This is a genomic window from Curtobacterium sp. PhB136 (assembly GCF_004346855.1).
Classification (GTDB): domain Bacteria; phylum Actinomycetota; class Actinomycetes; order Actinomycetales; family Microbacteriaceae; genus Curtobacterium.
The window spans coordinates 20,655-40,745 of sequence record NZ_SMGH01000004.1 but is presented as its reverse complement, the minus strand read 5'-3'; the positions used below and the strand labels follow the sequence as shown (position 1 = coordinate 40,745).

Sequence of the window (20,091 nt, the reverse complement as noted above, 5' to 3'; positions counted from 1 at the left end):
TGGAGTCGGTCACGTCGGTCGGCTCGGTCACTTGACGAGCGTCGACTCGATCACGGAGGTGAAGAAGGTGAGGCCGTCCGTGCCGGAGGCCATCGCCGCGGGGGTGTCCGGGCCGAAGCCGGGCTCGGTCGCGTGCTCGGGGTGCGGCATCAGGCCGACGACGTTGCCGCGCTCGTTCGAGACGCCGGCGATGTCGTCGATGGACCCGTTCGGGTTCACGCCGAGGTAGCGGAACACGACCTGGCCGTTGTCCTCGATGCGCTTGATCTCGTCGGCGTCCGCGACGAAGCGGCCGTCGGCGTTCTTCAGCGGGATGGTGATCTCCTGCTGCGCGGTGAACCCGGAGGTCCAGGCGGTGCCGGCGTTCTCGACGCGGAGCTTCTGGTCGCGGCGGATGAACTGCTGGTGCGCGTTGCGGGTGTGGGCGCCGGGGACCAGGCGCGCTTCCGCGAGCATCTGGAAGCCGTTGCAGATCCCGAGGACCGGCATGCCCTTGCCCGCGGCGTCGATGACCTCGGCCATGATCGGCGCCTTGGCGGCGATCGCTCCGGCACGGAGGTAGTCGCCGTAGGAGAACCCGCCGGGGAGCACGATGGCGTCGACGCCCTGCAGGTCGTGGTCGCCGTGCCACAGCGCGACGGGGTCGGCGCCGGCGAGACGCACGGCGCGCTGGGCGTCGCGGTCGTCGAGCGAACCGGGGAACGTGATGACACCGATGCGCATGGAGGTCACTCCGCGTCGGCGACGCTGACCGAGACGACGTCCTCGATCACGGCGTTGGAGAAGATGTCGGCCGCGATCTCGCGGACCTCGGCGAGCTTGGCGTCGTCGACGGGGCCGTCGACGGTCACCTCGAATCGCTTGCCGATGCGGACGTTGGTCAGGTCGTTCTTGCCGAGGCGGGCGAGGGCGTTGCCCACCGCCTTGCCCTGGGGGTCGAGGATCTCGGCCTTCGGCATGACCTCGACGACGATCGTTGGCACGTGTTCACTCCAGCACGGGGGGTCGGGTGGGGACCGCATCAGTCTATGCGGCGCGCGCGGCGCGCCCGACCGGTTGTGAAGAACTCCTCCAACGCGTATATTCCAACTCGAATAGTCCACCCGGAACATCTGACTGGAGGCTCGTGTGACGTCGCTCACGCCGCTCGCGTTCGCCTCGCTCGGCCTCCTCGCCGAGGGGCCGATGCACCCCTACGAGATGTTCCAGACGATGATCCACCGCAAGGACGACCGACACGTCAAGGTGCGGCCCGGCACGCTCTACCACCAGGTCGGCCGTCTCACGGAGCTCGGCCTGGCCGAGGTCGTCGGGACCGACCGGGACGGCAACCGCCCCGAACGCACCACCTACGCCATCACCGACGCCGGGCGTTCCGCGCTCCGCGACGGGCTCCGACGCATGGTCGCCGAGCCCGCCGAGGAGTACCCGGAGTTCCACCTCGCCCTCGCGGAGATCGAGAACCTCCCCGTGCCCGAGGCGGTCGATGCCGTCCGGGTGCGAGTGGCGGCGCTCCGTGACGAACTGGCCTTCTACGACCAGGGACTCGCGGACATGCGCGCCAAGGGCCTCGCGGAACGCTTCCGCCTGGACGTGGCGTACGTCCGTGCCATGCTCACGACGCAGATCGAGTGGCTCTCCGCCACGGCCGACCGGATCGCGAGCGGCGACATCCCCTGGGACGGTCCGGCCGTCCCCGACGACATCACCACGAACAGCAAGGAAACCACTCGATGACCACCGTCACGCCCCCGCGGACGACCGAGAAGAAGCCGTGGCCCGCGCTCTGGGCGCTCGTCGTCGGCTTCTTCATGATCCTCGTCGACTCGACCATCGTGTCCGTCGCCACCCCCACCATCGCGCAGAAGCTGGACGCGGACATCAACGCCGTGATCTGGGTGACCAGCGCCTACCTCCTCGCCTACGCGGTCCCGCTGCTCATCACCGGACGCCTCGGTGACCGGTTCGGCCCGAAGGTCCTGTACCAGGTCGGCCTCGTGGTCTTCACGCTCGCCAGCCTCTGGTGCGGGCTCTCCGGCTCGATCGAGATGCTCATCGTCGCCCGCGTCGTGCAGGGCCTCGGCGCCGCGATGATGACCCCGCAGACGATGTCCGTCATCACGCGGATGTTCCCGCCGCAGAACCGTGGCGCGGCCATGGGCCTGTGGGGTGCCACCGCGGGCATCGCCTCCCTCGTCGGTCCGATCGCGGGCGGCCTGCTCGTCGACGGCTTCGGCTGGGAGTGGATCTTCTTCGTGAACGTCCCCGTCGGCGTCGTCGCGTTCGTCCTCGCGCAGCGCTTCGTGCCCTCGTTCGACCGGCACCAGCACCGCTTCGACTACCTCGGCATCGTGCTCTCCGCGGTCGGCATGTTCCTGCTCGTCTTCGGCATCCAGGAAGGCGAGACCTACGACTGGGGCACCATCGCCGGTCCGATCTCCGTCTGGGCGCTCATCATCGCCGGCCTCGTCGTGCTCGCCGCGTTCGTGGTCTGGCAGGGCGTGCAGAAGACCGAGCCGCTGCTGCCGCTCGGGCTCTTCAAGGACCGCAACTTCACGCTCGCGAACATCGCGATCACGGCCGTCGGCGTCGCGATCTCCTCGTTCGCCCTCCCGCTGATGCTCTGGGCGCAGGACGTCAAGGACTTCAGCCCGACGCAGGCCGCGCTGCTCCTCGTCCCGATGGCCGTGCTCTCCGCGGCCCTCGCACCGCTGGTCGGCAAGAACCTCAACCGCTGGAACCCGCGCTGGGTCGCCGCGTTCGGTCTCGCCTGCTTCTCGGGTGGTCTGTTCTGGTTCGCCGGCCTCGTCGCGGCGAACGCCGGCTGGCAGGTCATCCTGCTGCCGAGCGCCCTGCTCGGCATCGCCAACGCCTGCATGTGGGGTCCGCTGTCGGTCTCCGCGACGCGGAACCTCTCGCCGCGCCTCGCCGGTGCCGGCTCGGGCGTGTACAACACCACGCGCCAGATCGGTGCGGTGCTCGGTTCGGCCGGCATCGCCGCCCTGATCGAGGCCCGCATCACCGCGAACTTCCCGTCCTCCACAGGTGGGTCGTCCGCGGGCGGCGCCGAGCAGCAGGTCGGTTCGCTGCCGTCCTTCCTGCTCGACCCGTTCTCGAAGGCCATGGGGCAGTCGCTGATCCTGCCGGCGGTCGTCCTCGTGGTGGCCATCGTCGCCGCGCTGTTCCTGGCGAAGCCGAAGCAGACCGTCGCCTGGGCGCAGACCGGTGCGGTCGCGACGCAGCCCGGCGCCCCGGAAGAGCCGGCCCGCGCCGAGCACGGCTCGCACGCCGCCGGTGCCGCGCCGACGAGCCCCGAAGCGGAGCTCGCCGCGTCCGATCACCACGGTCGTCACGCCGACGTGTGACCCGCGCCACCCGGAGCCCCCGCCCACCTCGGTGGACGGGGGCTCCGTCGTGCCTGGCCCGGCGCGTTCGGCCTGCTCCGCTCGGCCCGGCGCGACAACACCGCTGTCGTACGACAGCGGTCCTGTCGTCCGCAGGCGTGCGCAACAGTTGCGCACACCGCCTGACGACGAGGTCGTTGTCGTACGACAGCGGGCCTGTCGTTCCGAGTCGACCCTTCGCGACGCCCCGCAGCCGCGCCACCCGACCCGCCGGCGCGCGGCGCTCACCCGCGGCGGGACAGGTGCGCCCGCGTGAGCGCCTCCATCTCCTCGTCGGAGAGGGCGTCGACGGCGCGGGCCTCGCGGCGGTCGGTCCGCTGCCACCGCACGAACAGCGAGATCAGCACCGGGATGTCCGCGACCTCGGCGATGAACCACAGCAGGTCTCCGGCGAGGTGCTGGTCACGCAGCGGCGACGGGAACCACCCCGGCCCGACGGCCATCCGCGTCGCACCGTCCAGCACGTGGTCGGTGATCCGCAGCACGATGCCCGGGATCGCGTCGAGCATCAACTCCACGAACGCGAGCAGGAACTCCGCCGTGACGAACGTCGACGAGCGCAGCACCCCGGGCTCGGACAGCGGCGCGAGCAGCCCGAACCCGAGCACCGGGACGAGCACCGTGATGGCGATGGCCCAGACCGAGGACGTCCGGATCGCCGCCGACAGCGGTGTCAGCAGGAGGCAGAACAGCGCGAGTGCGACCAGTGGCGACACGATCGCGTTGCCGAGCACGCGCACCGGACGCGACCCCATCAGGACGGAGGCTCCGCGGGCGAGCCGATCCGGGCCTCCCGTCCAGAGCAACGTGACCGGCGCTGCGAACGCGGCGAACGTGGGGACCGCGAAGAAGAGCAGCGAGAGCCGCAGCACGAACGCCCACCGCAGGGTCTGGTCGTAGACGCCGACGATGCCGAACTGCAGGATCCCGAACAGGACCAGGGCTCCGGCGAAGGACAGCGTCCGCCACCACGGCCAGGGCGCGCCGCGTCGGTGTGCGCCGACGACCCACCAGCCGTACGTCACGCCGGCGACGGCGATCAGGACCGCGGCGAGGGGGTCGAGGTGCCAGGTGCTCCAGAACTCGGACGGTGACGGCGTGGGGTGCCTCCTGTGGTCGCTGCACCGACAATCCTCCGCGCACGACCGGGTGGATCGGGGCCGTCCGCCGTGAGAACCGGTTCAGGAGCAGAACCGTGTACAGTGGTGTTGTCTTGATTGCTGCAAAAGAAGGGGACCCCATGGACGCCGATGCAGACCTGCTCCGCACCGCCGGTCTCCGCGTCACGACCCCGCGGCTCGCGGTCCTCCGTGCGACCGAGACGATGCCGCACGCAACGGCCGACGACATCGTCACCGCACTCGCGGCGGAGCTCCCGACCACCAGCCACCAGGCGGTCTACGGCGTCCTCGCGGCGCTGACCGGCGTCGGGCTCGTCCGCCGGATCGAACCGGCCGGCAGCCCCGCACGCTACGAACGCCGCACCGGCGACAACCACCACCACATCGTGTGCACCATGTGCGGCACCATCGCGGACGTCGACTGCGCCGTCGGGCACTCGCCGTGCCTGACCCCGTCGGATGCGCACGGGTTCGCCGTCACCACCGCCGAGGTCACCTACTGGGGGATCTGCGAGCAGTGTGCGGCGGCCGAGCGCGACGACGCCGAGCCCGTCACGGCCTAGCCGCGCCAGCACGAACCGGCGCGAGCGCGAGCACCAGCGCAACCGCCCCACCGACCACCCGAAGCACCCCTGACCGCACAACCGTTCCAACCGAGGAGGACCCGTGTCCGACCAGAACACGACGCCCGGCCAGCCGGCCGGCACCCCCACCACGACCACCAACAGCGGCGCCCCCGTGTCGAGTGACCAGCACTCCATGGGCGTCGGCGCGGACGGGCCCCTCGCCCTCCACGACCACTACCTCGTCGAGAAGCTCGCCCAGTTCAACCGTGAGCGCGTCCCGGAGCGGGTCGTCCACGCGAAGGGCGGCGGCGCCTTCGGCACCTTCACCGTCACGCAGGACGTCAGCCGCTTCACCCGCGCCGCGTTCCTGCAGCCCGGACAGCAGACCGAGATGCTCGCCCGCTTCTCCAGCGTCGCCGGCGAGCAGGGCTCCCCGGACACCTGGCGCGACCCCCGCGGCTTCGCGCTGAAGTTCTACACGACCGAGGGCAACTACGACCTCGTCGGCAACAACACCCCGGTGTTCTTCATCCGCGACGGCATCAAGTTCCCCGACTTCATCCGCTCGCAGAAGCGTCTGCCCGGCTCGCACCTCCGCGACCACGACATGCAGTGGGACTTCTGGACGCTCTCGCCCGAGTCCGCGCACCAGGTCACGTGGCTGATGGGCGACCGTGGTCTGCCGGCCTCGTGGCGGAACATGGACGGCTTCGGGTCGCACACGTACCAGTGGGTCAACGCCGAGGGCGAGCGCTTCTGGGTGAAGTACCACTTCCTCACCGAGCAGGGCCACGCGACCCTGACGCAGGAGGACGCCGACCGCATCGCCGGCGAGGACGCGGACTTCCACATCCGCGACCTCCACGCAGCGATCGAGCGTGGCGACAACCCGCGCTGGACCCTCAAGGTGCAGGTCATGCCCTACGAGGACGCCGCGTCCTACCGCTTCAACCCGTTCGACCTGACGAAGGTGTGGCCGCACGCGGACTACCCCCTCATCGAGGTCGGCACGATGGAGCTGAACCGCAACCCGGAGAACTACTTCGCCGAGATCGAGCAGGCCACCTTCGCGCCGTCGAACTTCGTGCCCGGCATCGCGGCGAGCCCGGACAAGATGCTCCTCGCGCGCATCTTCAGCTACGCGGACGCCCAGCGGTACCGCGTCGGCACGAACCACGCGCAGCTGCCGGTGAACGCGCCGAAGAACGAGGTGCACTCGTACTCGAAGGACGGCGCGATGCGCTTCGACTTCCAGAAGTCCGAGGTCCCCGTGTACGCGCCGAACTCCCTCGGTGGCGCACACGCCGACCCCGCCGCGACCGACGACGCCCCCGGCTGGGAGTCCGACGGTGCGCTGCAGCGTTCCGCGGCGACCCTCCACCCGGAGGACGACGACTTCGGTCAGGCCGGCACGATGTACCGCGAGGTCCTCGACGACGCCGCCCGCGAGCGCCTGGTCGGCAACATCGCCGGTCACGTCTCCAAGGTGACGCGCGACGACCTGCGTGAGCGCGTCTTCGCGTACTGGACGAACGTCGACGCCGACCTCGGTGCGCGTGTGCGCGCCGCGGTCGCGCCGAGCGCGCCGGGTTCGAACGAGGACCCGGAGAAGGTCGCGGTCGAGGCGTAAGCCCCGATCTCCACGGACGGGAGGCACGGTGCCAGCTGGCACCGTGCCTCCCGTCCGTTGGTTGGGTCGAGACCTGCTGGACCTGCGAGACCTGCTGGCCGTCTGCTAGACCTGCTGGCCGTTCAGCCAGATGGGGCCTGCCGGCCAGTCCTCGAGTGCTGCGGTCACCGACCGCACCATCCAGCCGCCCTGCTCGGTGTTGCTGACGCCGGCGCCCTCGGCGGTGAACGCCGAGAACGTGCCGACCGCCTCCGGGAACTCGTGCCAGCCGAGGTGGCTGTAGAACGGGATCCGGTTCTCCCCTGCGCCGAGGAACCCGTAGGGAACGCGGAGCCCGTCGAGCACGGCGTGTGTCCTGGTCATGAGTTCGCGGCCGACGCCGGTGCCCTGCAGCCGAGGGGAGACGGCCACGAGGCCGGTGTCACCCACGAGGACGTCCTCGCCGCCGACCGTGACGAACATCCGCCGGATGCCGACGTGCGCGAGGACCACCCCGTCCGCATCGCGCGCGATCACCCGGCGTTCGGGTTGCATGCCGGACCAGCTGCGGCCGCCCACGTACCAGTGCGACCAGTCCGGGAACGCCTGCCCCAGCATCGCCGCGATCGCCTCGTGGTCGGGGAGGGTCAGCGTGCTCTCCTCGACCACCTCCCACCGGATGTCGTCGCTCATGCGTCCATCCTGCCCGACGGCTCCCGAGGGGCTTGCGCTGTTGGACGTCACTGCGAAGCGCTCGCGGATCGGCAGGGACCACCATGGGCATCACGAAACTGCTCCTCGGGGCTGTGGAGTGATCCCGGAACGCGACAGGCGTCAGCCTCGGCCGGGGGCCGTCACCTCGATGCGGTTCGACCACGGGTCCTCGAGCGCGACCGTCCGCCCGTCGTCCGCGGTCTGCACGCCGTGGTCGCGCATCCGGGTCGTCAGCGCGCCCAGGTCGTCCGTGCCGGGGACCTCGATGCGGACGAGGCCGAGCCCGAGCGCGAGTTGCCGCCGTCCGGCTCCGCGCGAGTTCCACGTGTTCATCGCCATGTGGTGGTGGTACCCGCCAGCGCTGACGAAGAGTGCCTCGCCCCAGCCCGCCGTCGTCGCGAAGCCGAGCTTGTCGACGTAGAAGTCCTTCGCGGCGGTGACGTCGCCGACCGACAGGTGCACGTGTCCGACCCGGCCAGGGGTGGTCGCTGTGGACTCCAGCGCGGAGGACGTCAGGTGCTCCTGCAGGAAGGCGTTCGGGTCCACGTACTTCGTGTCCATGTCGACCATGCCGTGCGTCCACGACCACGCGGTGCGGTCGCGGTCCCAGTAGAGCTCGACGCCGTTGCCCTCGGGGTCCGTGCAGTAGAACGCGAAGCTGACCAGGTGGTCGGCGCTGCCGGTGAACGTCTGCGGGTACTTCGTGGCGACCGAGTACAGGGCGGCCGCGAGGTCGGCCTTCGTGTCGAAGAGGATCGCGGTGTGGAACAGGCCGGCCTCGTGGGCGCCGGCGTGTGCGAGCGCGGGGGAGTGCTCGAGGATCACGATCGGCACGGCGACGCCTGATGGGGACGGCCGTCCGAGGACGGCGACGCCGCCGTCGTTCGCGAAGAGCGACAGTCCGATGCCCTCGCGGTAGTAGCCGATCATCCGGTCGAGGTTCGCGACCCGGAGCGTGACGGCGCCCATCCCGGTGTCGGCGGCGAGGAGGTCCTGCGTGTGCATGGGACCAGTGTCCGCCCAAATAGTTGACGCGTCAACCAAATGTCGCCCTCAGCATCGCACTCGGCGTCCTGTCGGCGGAGCGCGGTCGGGCAGGGCCAAGATGGAGGGATGCCACGCTCACGACGCGCCACCGATCGCGCCCGACCTCCCCGCGGTCGGGGTCCGGACGGGCAGGGTCCGGACCGGCGGGGCCCGGACGGGCGGGGCCCGGACGGGCGGGGCCCGGGCGGGCGGGCGTTCCCCGTTGCGCAGATGCGCGACCGGATGTCCTCGTACATCTACGGGAACATCACCGTGCTCGCTGCTGCCATCGCCGTCGACCCCGAGGCGATCCACCACGGCTCGGCGGTGTGGGCGGTGCTCGCGACGGCGGTCCTGACGTACCTGGCGCACGTGCTCTCACACCTCGTCGCCCACGGCATCGGCGACGACGAGACCGACGACGACGTCCGTCGCGAGTCCGTCGTGAGCATCGTGCGCAACGCGAACCCGATCGCCACCTCCGGCTTGATCCCCGCGGTGCTCTACGCCGCGGCGTGGATCGGCTGGATCCCGGCGCCGTGGGCGCAGACGGCAGCGCTCGTGATCCTCGTCGTCCGCATCGGCATGGTCGGCGTGTTCATGCAGCGGTTCAGCGGCAAGCGCCCGACGTTCCTCGGGCTGTGGGGCGGCATCGTGCTCGCCGCCGTGGCCTTCGTGATCGGCCTCGTGAAGGTGGTGTTGACGCATTGAGCGGATCCTCGACGACCGGCAAACGGTCGAACTGGCGGTTCCTGCGGGACCTCGTGATCATCGTCGTGGCCGCGCTGCTCGCGTCGTTCCTCGTCAAGGCGTACCTGGTGCGCTCGTTCTACATCCCCTCGGCGTCGATGGAGAACACGCTGCTCGTGGGGGACCGGGTGCTCGTCAACGAGCTCGTCCCGAAGGCCGTCGGCCTGCAGCGCGGTGACGTCGTCGTCTTCAAGGACCCGGGCGGCTGGCTCGGGCCGGGACTCGGTGACGACCTCATCAAGCGGGTGATCGGACTGCCGGGCGACACGGTCTCGTGCTGTGACGCGCAGGGACGACTGCAGGTGAACGGGCACGCGGTCGACGAACCGTACGTCCTGCACGACCAGGGATCGGATCGCGTGTCGACCGACTTCACCGAGACCGTCCCGGCGGGCAAGATCTGGGTGATGGGCGACAACCGGTACAACTCCGCGGACTCGCGGGTGCACGGCCCCGTACCGGAGTCGGACATCGTCGGCCGCGCCTTCGTCATCACCTGGCCGATCAGTCGGTGGTCGACGCTGTCGCGCTACGGCAACGAATGGGACGCGGTACCGGACCCGAACTGATCGCGGTACCGTGTCGCGTGGCCGAGACACCGCCGTTCGAGTACGTCACCGGGGGTGACGACGACGTCCGTCTGCGGCGGATCGGCACGAACGGCCCGCAGGCCGGCACGATCGGCCCCCGACCGGACCACGTGCTGTTCTGGCTGTCCGACGGTCGAGCGGTCGTCACCGCGGACACGGGCGAGCGCTGGGAGGTCGAGGCAGGGCGGCCGGTGATGCTCTCCGCCCCGGTCGCGTACGCCTTCGAGACCGATGCCACCCGGATGACACTGCTGCACCTGTCGCCGTCGTTCCTGCACACCGTCGCGGCTCGGGCGGACGCCGGGACGGACCCGTGGGAGTTCGTCCAACCCGTCGCCGGCGACATCCGGCTCGAGCCGCTCCGGACGCTGCTCCGCGAGGTCACCACGCAGATCCTCGACCCGGGACTGCCGGACGCCGACCGGCGGGCCGTGAACCGCCGGGTGGCGAAGGTCGTCCTGTCGACGTTCACCCGGTCACGCTCGGACGTCGAGAACCGGTTGCGTCGCGTGGTGCGGTTCGTGCACGAACACGCCGCGCACGACGTCACCGTCGGCGACATCGGCGATGCAGCGGGCCTGAGTGAGCGCGGGGTGCAGGACCTGTTCCGCCGGACGCTCGACGTCACGCCGATGCAGTACCTCAGGGAGGTCCGGCTCGACCGGGTGCACCTCGAGCTGCAGGTGCGCCGTCGTGGCGTCGTCACGGTGCGGGAGGTCGCCGGGCGGTGGCAGTTCGCGCACCTCGGGCGCTTCGCCGCCGCGTACCGCCGGCGGTTCGGGGAGAGCCCGAACGAGACGCTGGCGCGGACTGGCGGCGCCTGACCCGGGCGGGTGTGAATACAACATGTTTCGTCTGCGGATGCCCGCGGACCTAGCGTCGCCGGCATGGGAGACCCCGTTCCGAGAGATTACGTCCAGACGCTCGACCTGCTGAAGGAGCAGGTGCGCAGCGCACGGTTCACCGCCCAGCGGCGCGTGAACACCGAGCTCGTCCGGCTCTACTGGCGCATCGGCGCGATCATCCTCGATCGCCAGCGGCGGTCGGGGTGGGGGTCGGGTGTCGTCGCTCGTCTGGCAGCCGATCTGCGAACCGCGTTTCCGTCCATGAAGGGATTCTCGCCGCGCAACCTGGCGTACATGCGCGCGTTCGCGAGGGCGTTGCAGGACCCTGAGGATCTGCAACAGCCTGTTGCACGATTACCGTGGGGCCACATCACCGTGCTGTTGAGTCGCTTCGACGATCGGTCACGACGTGACTGGTACGCCGAGCGTGCGGTTCACCACGGGTGGTCACGAAGCGTCCTGGAACACCACATCAGGACGAACGCGCACGAACGGTTCGAGGGCGCACCGACGAACTTCGAGCGTGCACTCGCGCCCGGGGCCTCCGACCTCGCGAAGCAGATCACGAAGGACCCCTACGTCCTCGACTTCCTCGCTCTCGACGGGGACAGCGGTGAACGCGCGCTCGAGCAGCGGCTCGTCGACCGTATCTCCGGCACCCTCCGGGAACTCGGCAACGGATTCGCGTTCGTCGGGCGGCAGGTGCACTTCGACGTGGGTGGGGACGACTTCTTCGTGGACCTGCTGTTCTTCCACGTGGACCAGCTGCGCTACGTCGTGATCGAGTTGAAGACGGGGAAGTTCCGACCGGAGCAACTGGGCCAGTTGTCCTTCTACGTCGCGGTCGTCGACGATCGTCTTCGTCGGTCCACGCACGCCGAGACCGTCGGTCTCCTGCTCGTCGCCGGCAAGAGCGAGTCCACCGTGCGGTACTCCCTCGGAGCGCACCAGAGCCCGGTGGGCGTCGCGACCTACGATCTGCTGCCGGAGGACGTACGGGGCGCGCTGCCCTCAGAACATGAACTGGAGGGCTTGTTGGCTGCGAGTGTCGGTGACTGAGTCGGGTCAGCAGCCGCTGGACGTCAGCGTCACGTCGGTGACCTCGCCGCTCGCGATCGTCGCGGTCTTCGCGCACAGGCCGTCGGCGCGCACGGTGACCTTGCCGACGGCGATGCCCGCGAAGTTCAGGGTGTCGCCGGGGAACGCCTTCTGGTGCGCCGCGGCCCGACCGTTCGGGACGAGGACCTCGACCAGGTAGCCGTGCTCGGCTTCGTTCGCGGAGACGGTGATCGAGATCCGTCCGGTGGAGTCCTGTGCACCGCACCCGGTCAGGACCAGGCCCGCGGCGAGACCGAGGACGAGGGCAGTGGGGAGACGACGGAGCACCCGCCAAGCCTACGCGGAACCGAGCAGCCACCCGTTGTCGGCGGCCACGCGCAGCGCCTCGGTGGCGTTCCTCGCGGCGGTCTTCCCGATCGCCGCGGACAGGTGGTTCCGCACGGTGCCCTCGGACAGGTGCAGCGCTGCGGCGACCCCGGCGACGGTGGGCGCGGTCCGGAACGCGATGAGCGCGTCGGTCTCCCGTGGCGTGAGCGGGGACGGGCCTGCGGCGAGCGACTCGGCGGCGAGGACCGGGTCGACGACGCGGAAGCCCCCGGCGACCCGACGGACGGCGTCGGCGAGCTGTTCGGCGGGCGTGTCCTTCACGACGAACCCGGCGGCGCCGGACTCGAGCGCTCGCCGGAGGTACCCGGGGCGGCCGAACGTCGTCACGATCAGGGAGCGGCAGGACGGCAGCGACGCGGCGAGCTGGGCTGCTGCGGTGAGCCCGTCGGCGCCGGGCATCTCGACGTCGAGCAGCGCGACGGTGGCACCGGACTCGCGGGCGGCGTCGAGGACCAGGTCGCCCCTCGCCACCTGCGCGACGACCTCGATGTCGGGTTCGAGGGACAGCAGGGACGCGAGCGCCCCGCGGACCAGCGCCTGGTCGTCGGCGAGCAGCACCCGGATCGTGTCGGTCATCGTCTCCCTCGTTCCACCCGGAGCAGGAAGCCGCCGAGGTCGCTCGTGCCCGTGACGAGCGTCGCACCGACGGCGTCGGCCCGCTCACGGAGTCCACGGAGCCCGTTCCCCCCGAGTGTGTCCCCGCCCCGGACGCCAGGACCACCGGCAGGGCCGGCAGCGCCAGCACCACCGACACCGGCACCGGCACCGGCACCGGCAGCGCCAGCACCACCGGCACCGAGCACCCCGGTCCCGTCGTCCTCCACCGTCAACGACGTCCGCGTCAGCGTGATCCGCACCGCCGACGCCGCAGCGTGCCGCACGACGTTCGTCACGCCCTCGCGGAGCACCCACGCGAACAGGCTCCGCACGTCCGTCGCGGCGACGTCGCCCGACACGGGCAGGTCCGCGTCGATCGACGCCGCGGACAGTGCAGCCCGTGCCGACACGAGCTCCGCGGACAGGTCGGCCTCCCGGTACCCGCTGACCGCCTGCCGGAGTCCCTGCAGTGCCTCGCGGGAGAGCCGTTCGACGTCCTGCATCTCGGCCTTGGCCCGGGCCGGGTCGACCTCCACCAGGCGCGCCGCGAGTTCGGACTTCATCGCGACCACGGTCAGGGAGTGGCCGAGCACGTCGTGCAGGTCGCGGGAGAAGCGGGCGCGCTCCTCGACCACTGCCAGCCGGGTGATCTCGTCCTGGGCGACGCCGAGTCGCTGCTCGGCGTCGCGTTGTCGGCCGAAGAAGAGCATCGACGCACCGACGGAGACGGTGATGACGGGAGCGAACAGGATCCCCAGGTCCGCCGCGTTCGACCAGCCCATGACCGCTGCGACGACGAGTTCGCCGAGCACGGTGAGCACGACGACGACGAGGGCGACCCAGAACCGGGCGGCGACGAACCCGGAGAGCGCCACGAGGAGCGGCCAGGACCACACCGCCAGGGGGCCGACGACGACGAGCAGGAGCGCCGAGCAGAGGGCGTAGAAGCCGACGACGACGGTGCGTCCGGTCAGCCCCCGCCGCCACATCAGTTCCGGCGCGACCAGGTAGAACGCGTAGACGAGCGTCAGCGTGACGGTCGCGACGACGTGGTCCGTCAGCGAGCGGCCGTCGGTCCACAGCGCCACGATGAGCAGCACCTGCCACAGCAGCCCGAAGACCGCTCCGCCGTACCAGCGTCGACGTGCGTGCGCGATCTCCGCCGCGTCGCTGCTGGGCGGAGCGGCCCACGGGAACGAGCGTGGCCCCTGACGGGAGGCCCGGCTCGGGCCCGCCACGCTCGTCACCTCGTCCATGGACGCAAGGCTAGGGCCGTCAGCACCGGTCGTGCGCGCGCCGGTGGAGTGGCTCACTGCCGCGCGGCGTCGCGACGGTAGCGCCACATGATCACGGCGCCGAGCACGATCGCCCAGCCGGTGAGGACCAGCGCGGGGTCGAGCATGCCGCTCGTCCCGGTCGCGCCGGCACCCATCTGCCCGATCCGGTTCAGCCAGTACGAGGGCAGCAGGTGCGCGATGCTCCCCATCCACGCGGGCATGATCGACAGCGGCACCCAGAGCCCGCCGAGGATGGCGAGCCCCATGAACACGACCATGAAGAGGGGCTGCGCGAAGGACGGCTTCGCGAACTGCCCGATCAGGATGGCGATGAGCGCGAAGGGCACGACCCCGCACCAGATGCCGAACGCCGCCGCGAGCCAGTGCATCGGGCTGAGCGACGCGTGCAGCGCCAGGACGGACACCAGGATCGTCACCGCGATCGACATCGCGGAGAAGGCCATCGCGGCGATGACCTTCGACACCAGGAAGCCCCATCCGGAGAGCGGCGTGACCCGGAGCTGCCGGTTCCAGCCGATCGAGCGCTCGTTGACGATCGCGAACGCCTGGCTGAGCGCCGCCATCATCGCGCCGTACGACGCCATCTGCAGCGTGGTGACGACGAGGTAGGGCAGCCCCGTGGTCGGGTCGTGCTCGGCGCCGTACGCGGCGCCGAAGACGAGGAGCATCACGACCGGCACGGCGAAGGTGAACACCATCGCCCGGACGTTCCGGAGCTGACGCTTGGTCTCGAGGAGCACGTAGCGGACGGGCATCCGGCCGCCGCGGCCGGCGGGGACGGACAGGGGCGCGGCGACGGCGGCCGCGGAGGTCGTGGTGGTCATGCGGGGACTCCGATCGGGTCACGGGTGAGTGCGAGGAAGGCGTCGTCCATCGTGGAGGCGACCACCTCGATGTCGTGCGCCTCCGGGAACGAGGCGAGGAGGGCCCTGAGCGTGACGTCCGAGCTGTCGGTGCGGAGCGTGACGGAGCCGTGCCGCGCCTCCAGGCCGACCGTGCCGGGCAGTGCCAGGAGCGCGTCGTGCGCGGTCTCGGGGACCCCGCCGAACCGGATCGTCCGCGTCGCGGCGATCGCCTTGATCTCGGCGGGGGTGCCGTCGGCGACGACGCGACCGGAGCGCAGGATGACGATGCGGTCCGCGAAGGTGTCGGCCTCGTCGAGGTAGTGCGTGGCGAAGACGACCGTGCGGCCGGCGTCGGTGAACTCCCGCATCGAGGACCAGAACGTGTGTCGGGCCTCGACGTCCATCGCGGCGGTCGGCTCGTCGAGGACCAGCAGGTCCGGGTCGGAGACCACGGCGACCGCGAAGCGTGCCCGCTGCAGCTGCCCGCCGGAGAGCTTGTTCACCCGGCGGCCGGCGATCTCGGTGCAGCGTGCGCGGCGGAGGGCCTCGTCGATCGGCATCGGGCTCCGGTGCGCGGCGCCGACGAGGGCGACCGCCTCCCGGACCGTCATGTCGGGCAGCAGCGCGCCGCCCTGGAGCATCGCGCCGACGCGGCCGTCGATCACCGCACGGCGCGGGTCGTCGCCGAACAGGCGCACCGTGCCCTCGGTGGGGGAGGACAGCCCGAGCGCGAGGTCGACCGTCGTGGTCTTCCCAGCCCCGTTCGGGCCGAGCAGGGCGACCACCTCGCCGGTGCGGATGGTGAGGTCGACACCGTCGACCGCGGTCACCGGGCCGAAGCGCTTCCGGAGACCGCTGAGCTGGATCACGGGTGCTGGGTTCATGTCCTCCAGCATCCGGGGCGGGCGCGACTCGCCCATGGGGCAGCCGTCACGGATCTCCCGTGACTTCTGTCACGGTGGCCGTCCACGGCGGAATGGCCCGTCTACTGGGGGCGCTGGTCCTCCGATGTGGGGACAGGACCTGTCCGGTTAGCGCGTTAGCGTGGAGCCATGACAGCCGAGACCGCGACGACAGTGCCGTCGACACCCCAGACCGACGCGGTCCGGCGCGCGGCACTGCTCGCCGCGCTCGACGTCGTCGAGGGTGGCGCGGAGGAACGCTTCGACCGGATCACCCGCATCGCGCGAGAGGCGTTCGGTGTCTCCGGCTCGTTCCTCAACCTGGCGGGCGACGACCACCTGGTCATCAAGTCGCAGCAGAGCGCCAGGGTCTTCGAGCCGGTCATCCCGCTGCAGGACACCTTCTGCGGGCGGACGCTCGCGAGCACCGGGCCGGTGCTCGTGCCGGACGCGCAGATCGACGCACGCTTCCGCGACCTGCCGATGGTCACCGGCGACCCGAACGTGCGGTTCTACGCCGGGGTGCCGCTGCACGTCGGGTCGGAGGACGTCAAGGTCGGCACGCTCTGTCTCATCGACCCGACCCCGCGGACGCTCGAACCCGACGACGTCGCCCTGCTCGAGGAGCTCGGCACCTGGGCTGCGCGGGAGCTCGCGGCCGGCGCCGACGAGGACCGGTTGCGTTCGGTGCTCGCCGGCCTCGAACCCGGAGCCGTCGACGTGCCCGGCTACCGCGTCACCGGGATGTCCGTCCCGCACGGTGTCGTGTCGGGTGACTTCCACGACTGGCACGTGTCCGACCGGGGACTCCACGTCACCGTCTCCGACGTGATGGGGAAGGGGATGTCGGCGGGGCTCCTCGCGGCGAACATCCGCGGCGCGCTGCTCGCACACGCCACGTCCCCGGCGGACGCAGCCGTCACCGCGCTCGAGGCCCAGGTCGCCCCGGAGCTCAGCCGCGCCGAGTCCTTCGCCACGCTGTTCCACGGGGTGCTCTCTCCGGCGACGGGTCGCGTGGACTTCGTCGACGCCGGGCACGGCCTCGTCCTGCAGCTGCACACCGACGGCACCGAGACCATCCACCGCTCGTTCGACCTGCCGCTCGGACTGCACCCGACGGGGCTGTCCCGCACCGCCGGGTCCCTGCTGCTCGAGCCGGGGGACACCCTGATCCTGGTGAGCGACGGCGCGCTCGAGCTGTGGGACTCCACGCTCGCGTCGCTTTCCCGGCTCGGCGGGCTGTACCGGAAGTCGGCGGACGCCGCGGTGTTCCTGGAGCGCATCCGGGCCCGCGCGGCGTCCCACGACCCGGGGGACGACCTGACGGTCGTCGTCGTCGCGCGCGACGCCTGAGTGCGCGCGCGTCGCGCGCGCGCGTCGCGTCGCGTCGCGCGCCCGCAGTCTCGGTGAGGTCGCACTTCGTGTCGAACCTGCGCCGAATAGGCGACACCAACTGCGATCTCAGCGACGCGCGGTGGTCGCGGCGACCGGACGGGACCGCCTGGAGGCCCGGTGCCGGTCCGGCGGTGTGGCACCGTGCCTCCAAGCGGTGCGTTCTGACTCACAACGCGCGCCATGGAAAGCGGAAACGCGCGTCGGCGGTCGGGAGAACTGACCACCGACGCGCGAATCGACCACCTTCGCAGAGGGGGGCGAGCGAGCGCGCTACGCGCCCAGGCGCTCGATGAGCTCGCGGTAGCGGGCGGCCGTGCGCTCGACGATCTCGTCGGGGAGCACCGGCGGCACGCCCTGCTTGTCCCAGTGGTCGCTGAGCCAGTTCCGCACGATCTGCTTGTCGAACGAGTCGGTCCGGTTGCCCTGGTCGTACGAGGTGGCGTCCCAGTACCGGCTGGAGTCGCTCGTCAGGACTTCGTCCCCGATGCGGATCTGCCCGGAGGTGTCGTGCCCGAACTCGAACTTCGTGTCGGCGATGATGACCCCGCGCTGCAGGGCGATGGCCGCCGCCTCGGAGTAGACGTGCAGCGACAGGTCGCGGAGCTGCGCCGCGATCTCGGGCCCGACGAGTTCTTCCGTGCGCTCGAACGAGATGTTCTCGTCGTGCTCGCCCTGCGGCGCCTTGTACGCCGGCGTGTAGATCGGCTCGGGCAGCCGGTCGCCGTTGGCGAGCCCCTCGGGGAGCGCGACACCGCAGACGCTGCCGGACTCCTGGTACTCGGCCCAGCCGCTGCCGACGAGGTACCCGCGGACGACGCACTCGATGGGGAACATCCGGAGCGGCATCACGTGCATCGAGCGGCTCGCGATGTCCGCCGGCACCGGTGTGCTCGTGCCCGTCGGGCCGAGCAGGTGGTTCGGGACGTCGCCGAGCTGCGTGAACCAGAAGCGGGACAGGCGGGTGAGGAGTTCACCCTTGCCCGGGATCGGCGGTTCGAGGGCGAAGTCGTAGGCGCTGACCCGGTCGGACGCGACGAGGAGGAGCTCGGTCGCGCCGGCCACGTTCGCGGTGTCGGCGGGGACGTAGAGTTCACGGACCTTGCCGGAGGAGACGTGCTTCCATCCGTCGACCCGGGGTGCTGCTGCGCTCATCGGGTGACCTTCGCGGCGATGTCGGTGCGGGACTGCGAGCCCTGCAGGGTGATGTCGTGGAGACCGGCGTACGCGCGGTCCCGCGCTTCGGTGAAGTCGGCGCCGGTGGCGACCACGCTGAGCACCCGGCCGCCGGTCGCGACGAGCTTGCCGTCGAGGAGCCCGGTGGCGGCGTGCAGCACCGAGACGCCGTCACGGGCGTTCGCGGCGTCGATGCCGGTGATCACGCGGCCGGTCTTCGGGTTCTCCGGGTAGCCCTCGCTCGCGAGGACGACGGTCACGGCGGCGTCGTCGTGGAACACGGGCGCCGGGTGGCTGCCGAGCTGCCCTGACGCGGCTGCGAGGAGGAGCTCGCTCAGCGGGGTGGCGAGGCGGGGGAGGACGACCTGCGTCTCCGGGTCGCCGAAGCGCGCGTTGAACTCGATGACCCGCACGCCCTGCTCGGTGACGATCAGGCCGCAGTAGAGCAGGCCGACGAACGGCGTGCCTTCGTGCTCGAGACGGCGGACGGTGGGCAGTGCGACGAGGTCCGCGACCTCGGCCACGAAGGCGGCCTCGGAGCCCCAGCGGTCGGCGAGCCACGGGAGCGGCGAGTAGGCGCCCATGCCGCCGGTGTTCGGGCCGGCATCGCCGTCACCGAGGCGCTTGTAGTCCTGCGCGGGGCTGAGCGGCGCTATGTCGTGACCGTCGCTGAGGAAGAACAGCGACACTTCTTCGCCGTCGAGGAACTCCTCCACCACGACGGGGCCGTGCTGCAGCCAGTAGGTGGCGTGGTCGACGGCTGCCTGGCGGTCCTCGGTCACGAGGACGCCCTTGCCCGCCGCGAGCCCGTCGGCCTTGACGACGTAGGGGGCGCCGAGCTCGTCGATCGCGGCGACGGCTTCGTCGATGGTGCCGGCGTACACCGGGCGACCGGTCGGCACGTTCGCTTCGGACATGATCCGCTTCGCGAAGGCCTTCGACCCCTCGAGCGCAGCGGCGGCCTTGCTCGGACCGAACACCGGGATGCCGCGGGTGCGGAGCGGGTCCGCGACGCCGGCGATCAGCGGCGCTTCCGGCCCGATGACGACGAGTTCGATGTCGTTCTCGATCGCGTACTCGGCCACGAGCGGCCCGTTCGTGGGGTCGAGCGACACCGTCTCGACGTCGGCTGCGATGCCGGCGTTGCCGGGCGCTGCCGTGATGACGTGACCGGCGGACTCTGCGAGGAGCGCCGTGATGATCGCGTGCTCGCGGGCACCGGAACCGAGGACGAGGATTCGCACCAGATCACCCTACCGAGCCAGGGGCCCGCGCTGCGATGCACCGGCTAGCCTGTGGACATGCCTGGCAGGACGATCGACGACGCGGAAGGCGCCGCTGCACTGGCGGCGGTGGTCGCGGGGGCGACGGACCGCCCGAGCGTCGCGACGGCCGTCCGGTGGACGCTGCAGCGCCTGGCCGAGGACGTCCCCGGGAACGCCGTGGAGGTGCGCGTCCCACCGTTCGCCGCCGTGCAGGCGGTCCCCGGACCACGGCACACGCGCGGGACGCCCCCGAACGTCATCGAGACGGACGCGACGACGTGGATCGCACTGGCCACCGGGGCACTGCGCTGGGATGACGCGGCGACGGCAGCGGCGGTGAGCGCCTCCGGTTCGCGGGCCGACCTGGCACCGTTCCTGCCGGTGCGGACGAGCGCCTGACGGGCACTTGACGAGCGTTTCACGACCGACCGCGGGGACCGCCACGACGCGGCACGACCAGATGCGTACCGACCGGGATCGAATTAGGTAGGCCCTACCGATGCGGTGGCCACGGCGACGGCCGTAGCGTAGAAGCCGCCGGGATT

Annotated in this window: 22 protein-coding genes; 10 read left to right on the top strand and 12 right to left on the bottom strand. The window is 71.1% G+C overall.

All coding sequences use genetic code 11. The features are described 5' to 3' along the window. Positions 1 to 27: 27 nt before the first annotated feature. Entirely contained in the window at positions 28 to 723 is a 696-nt protein-coding gene (gene purQ / locus EDF27_RS00255; protein WP_123654422.1) for a phosphoribosylformylglycinamidine synthase subunit PurQ, read from the bottom strand. A gap of 5 nt (positions 724 to 728) precedes the next feature. Beyond that, positions 729 to 983 (bottom strand): phosphoribosylformylglycinamidine synthase subunit PurS, encoded by a 255-nt coding sequence (gene purS / locus EDF27_RS00250; RefSeq protein ID WP_123654421.1) that lies wholly within the window; start codon positions 981 to 983, stop codon positions 729 to 731. 145 nt (positions 984 to 1,128) lie between these two features. Here purS and EDF27_RS00245 point away from each other — a divergent pair, with 145 nt between their 5' ends. Then, positions 1,129 to 1,737 carry a PadR family transcriptional regulator gene (locus tag EDF27_RS00245; protein WP_243698158.1) on the top strand — a complete coding sequence of 203 codons (609 nt, stop codon included), beginning with the start codon at positions 1,129 to 1,131 and terminating at the stop codon, positions 1,735 to 1,737. Next, positions 1,734 to 3,365, top strand: a complete 1,632-nt coding sequence (locus EDF27_RS00240) for a DHA2 family efflux MFS transporter permease subunit (protein WP_123654420.1) — start codon at positions 1,734 to 1,736, stop codon at positions 3,363 to 3,365. The genes EDF27_RS00245 and EDF27_RS00240 overlap by 4 nt, the downstream gene beginning before the upstream one ends. 263 nt (positions 3,366 to 3,628) lie before the next feature. Here EDF27_RS00240 and EDF27_RS00235 read toward each other — a convergent pair whose 3' ends face one another. Next, the gene (locus EDF27_RS00235) at positions 3,629 to 4,429 is read right to left on the bottom strand and encodes a cytochrome c oxidase assembly protein (protein ID WP_165931283.1); all 801 of its coding nucleotides are present in this window, start codon (positions 4,427 to 4,429) and stop codon (positions 3,629 to 3,631) included. A 215-nt stretch (positions 4,430 to 4,644) separates the two neighbouring features. Between EDF27_RS00235 and EDF27_RS00230 the strand changes: the two genes are divergently transcribed. Together EDF27_RS00230 and EDF27_RS00225 are read left to right on the top strand one after the other, a co-directional pair. Then, the gene (locus EDF27_RS00230; RefSeq protein WP_123654418.1) at positions 4,645 to 5,088 is read left to right on the top strand and encodes a Fur family transcriptional regulator; all 444 of its coding nucleotides are present in this window, start codon (positions 4,645 to 4,647) and stop codon (positions 5,086 to 5,088) included. A gap of 103 nt (positions 5,089 to 5,191) precedes the next feature. Further along, a complete protein-coding gene (locus EDF27_RS00225; protein ID WP_123701382.1) occupies positions 5,192 to 6,721 on the top strand; it encodes a catalase in 1,530 nt (509 codons plus the stop codon). A 105-nt stretch (positions 6,722 to 6,826) separates the two neighbouring features. Here EDF27_RS00225 and EDF27_RS00220 read toward each other — a convergent pair whose 3' ends face one another. Both EDF27_RS00220 and EDF27_RS00215 read right to left on the bottom strand, forming a co-directional pair. Beyond that, positions 6,827 to 7,393 carry a GNAT family N-acetyltransferase gene (locus EDF27_RS00220; protein ID WP_123701383.1) on the bottom strand — a complete coding sequence of 189 codons (567 nt, stop codon included), beginning with the start codon at positions 7,391 to 7,393 and terminating at the stop codon, positions 6,827 to 6,829. A 141-nt stretch (positions 7,394 to 7,534) separates the two neighbouring features. Further along, positions 7,535 to 8,419, bottom strand: coding sequence for a VOC family protein (locus EDF27_RS00215; RefSeq protein WP_123701384.1), 885 nt, complete (start codon positions 8,417 to 8,419; stop codon positions 7,535 to 7,537). A 264-nt stretch (positions 8,420 to 8,683) separates the two neighbouring features. Here EDF27_RS00215 and EDF27_RS00205 point away from each other — a divergent pair, with 264 nt between their 5' ends. The 4 genes from EDF27_RS00205 to EDF27_RS00190 all read left to right on the top strand — a co-directional run bounded on the left by EDF27_RS00205 (position 8,684) and on the right by EDF27_RS00190 (position 11,684). Beyond that, on the top strand, positions 8,684 to 9,151 hold the full coding sequence (locus tag EDF27_RS00205) for a hypothetical protein (protein ID WP_132046695.1): 468 nt from the start codon (positions 8,684 to 8,686) through the stop codon (positions 9,149 to 9,151). Beyond that, the gene (gene lepB, locus EDF27_RS00200) at positions 9,148 to 9,759 is read left to right on the top strand and encodes a signal peptidase I (RefSeq protein WP_123701387.1); all 612 of its coding nucleotides are present in this window, start codon (positions 9,148 to 9,150) and stop codon (positions 9,757 to 9,759) included. Before EDF27_RS00205 ends, lepB begins: the two co-directional genes overlap by 4 nt. 17 nt (positions 9,760 to 9,776) lie before the next feature. Beyond that, entirely contained in the window at positions 9,777 to 10,604 is an 828-nt protein-coding gene (locus EDF27_RS00195; protein ID WP_165931282.1) for an AraC family transcriptional regulator, read from the top strand. Between the two features lie 63 nt (positions 10,605 to 10,667). Beyond that, a complete protein-coding gene (locus tag EDF27_RS00190) occupies positions 10,668 to 11,684 on the top strand; it encodes a PDDEXK nuclease domain-containing protein (protein WP_123701388.1) in 1,017 nt (338 codons plus the stop codon). 6 nt (positions 11,685 to 11,690) lie between these two features. On the opposite strand, the gene EDF27_RS00185 is transcribed toward EDF27_RS00190, so the two are convergent. Genes EDF27_RS00185 through EDF27_RS00165 form a run of 5 tightly spaced genes read right to left on the bottom strand, consistent with a single transcriptional unit; the run spans position 11,691 to position 15,695 of the window. Then, positions 11,691 to 12,011, bottom strand: coding sequence for a hypothetical protein (locus tag EDF27_RS00185; protein ID WP_123701389.1), 321 nt, complete (start codon positions 12,009 to 12,011; stop codon positions 11,691 to 11,693). Positions 12,012 to 12,020: 9 nt separating this feature from the next. Next, positions 12,021 to 12,647, bottom strand: coding sequence for a response regulator transcription factor (locus EDF27_RS00180; RefSeq protein ID WP_123654409.1), 627 nt, complete (start codon positions 12,645 to 12,647; stop codon positions 12,021 to 12,023). Then, a complete protein-coding gene (locus EDF27_RS00175) occupies positions 12,644 to 13,924 on the bottom strand; it encodes a histidine kinase (RefSeq protein WP_132046693.1) in 1,281 nt (426 codons plus the stop codon). Before EDF27_RS00175 ends, EDF27_RS00180 begins: the two co-directional genes overlap by 4 nt. A gap of 53 nt (positions 13,925 to 13,977) precedes the next feature. Beyond that, positions 13,978 to 14,790 carry an ABC transporter permease gene (locus EDF27_RS00170; RefSeq protein WP_243698157.1) on the bottom strand — a complete coding sequence of 271 codons (813 nt, stop codon included), beginning with the start codon at positions 14,788 to 14,790 and terminating at the stop codon, positions 13,978 to 13,980. Beyond that, positions 14,787 to 15,695 carry an ABC transporter ATP-binding protein gene (locus tag EDF27_RS00165; protein ID WP_123654407.1) on the bottom strand — a complete coding sequence of 303 codons (909 nt, stop codon included), beginning with the start codon at positions 15,693 to 15,695 and terminating at the stop codon, positions 14,787 to 14,789. Before EDF27_RS00165 ends, EDF27_RS00170 begins: the two co-directional genes overlap by 4 nt. Positions 15,696 to 15,863: 168 nt before the next feature. Here EDF27_RS00165 and EDF27_RS00160 point away from each other — a divergent pair, with 168 nt between their 5' ends. Beyond that, on the top strand, positions 15,864 to 17,066 hold the full coding sequence (locus EDF27_RS00160) for a GAF domain-containing SpoIIE family protein phosphatase (RefSeq protein WP_123701391.1): 1,203 nt from the start codon (positions 15,864 to 15,866) through the stop codon (positions 17,064 to 17,066). Positions 17,067 to 17,378: 312 nt separating this feature from the next. On the opposite strand, the gene EDF27_RS00155 is transcribed toward EDF27_RS00160, so the two are convergent. Together EDF27_RS00155 and purD are read right to left on the bottom strand one after the other, a co-directional pair. Beyond that, positions 17,379 to 18,260 (bottom strand): phosphoribosylaminoimidazolesuccinocarboxamide synthase, encoded by an 882-nt coding sequence (locus EDF27_RS00155; RefSeq protein ID WP_123701392.1) that lies wholly within the window; start codon positions 18,258 to 18,260, stop codon positions 17,379 to 17,381. After that, a complete protein-coding gene (gene purD / locus EDF27_RS00150; RefSeq protein WP_123701393.1) occupies positions 18,257 to 19,525 on the bottom strand; it encodes a phosphoribosylamine--glycine ligase in 1,269 nt (422 codons plus the stop codon). Before purD ends, EDF27_RS00155 begins: the two co-directional genes overlap by 4 nt. 57 nt (positions 19,526 to 19,582) lie before the next feature. Between purD and EDF27_RS00145 the strand changes: the two genes are divergently transcribed. After that, a complete protein-coding gene (locus EDF27_RS00145) occupies positions 19,583 to 19,945 on the top strand; it encodes a sterol carrier family protein (RefSeq protein WP_123654403.1) in 363 nt (120 codons plus the stop codon). Positions 19,946 to 20,091: the final 146 nt, after the last annotated feature.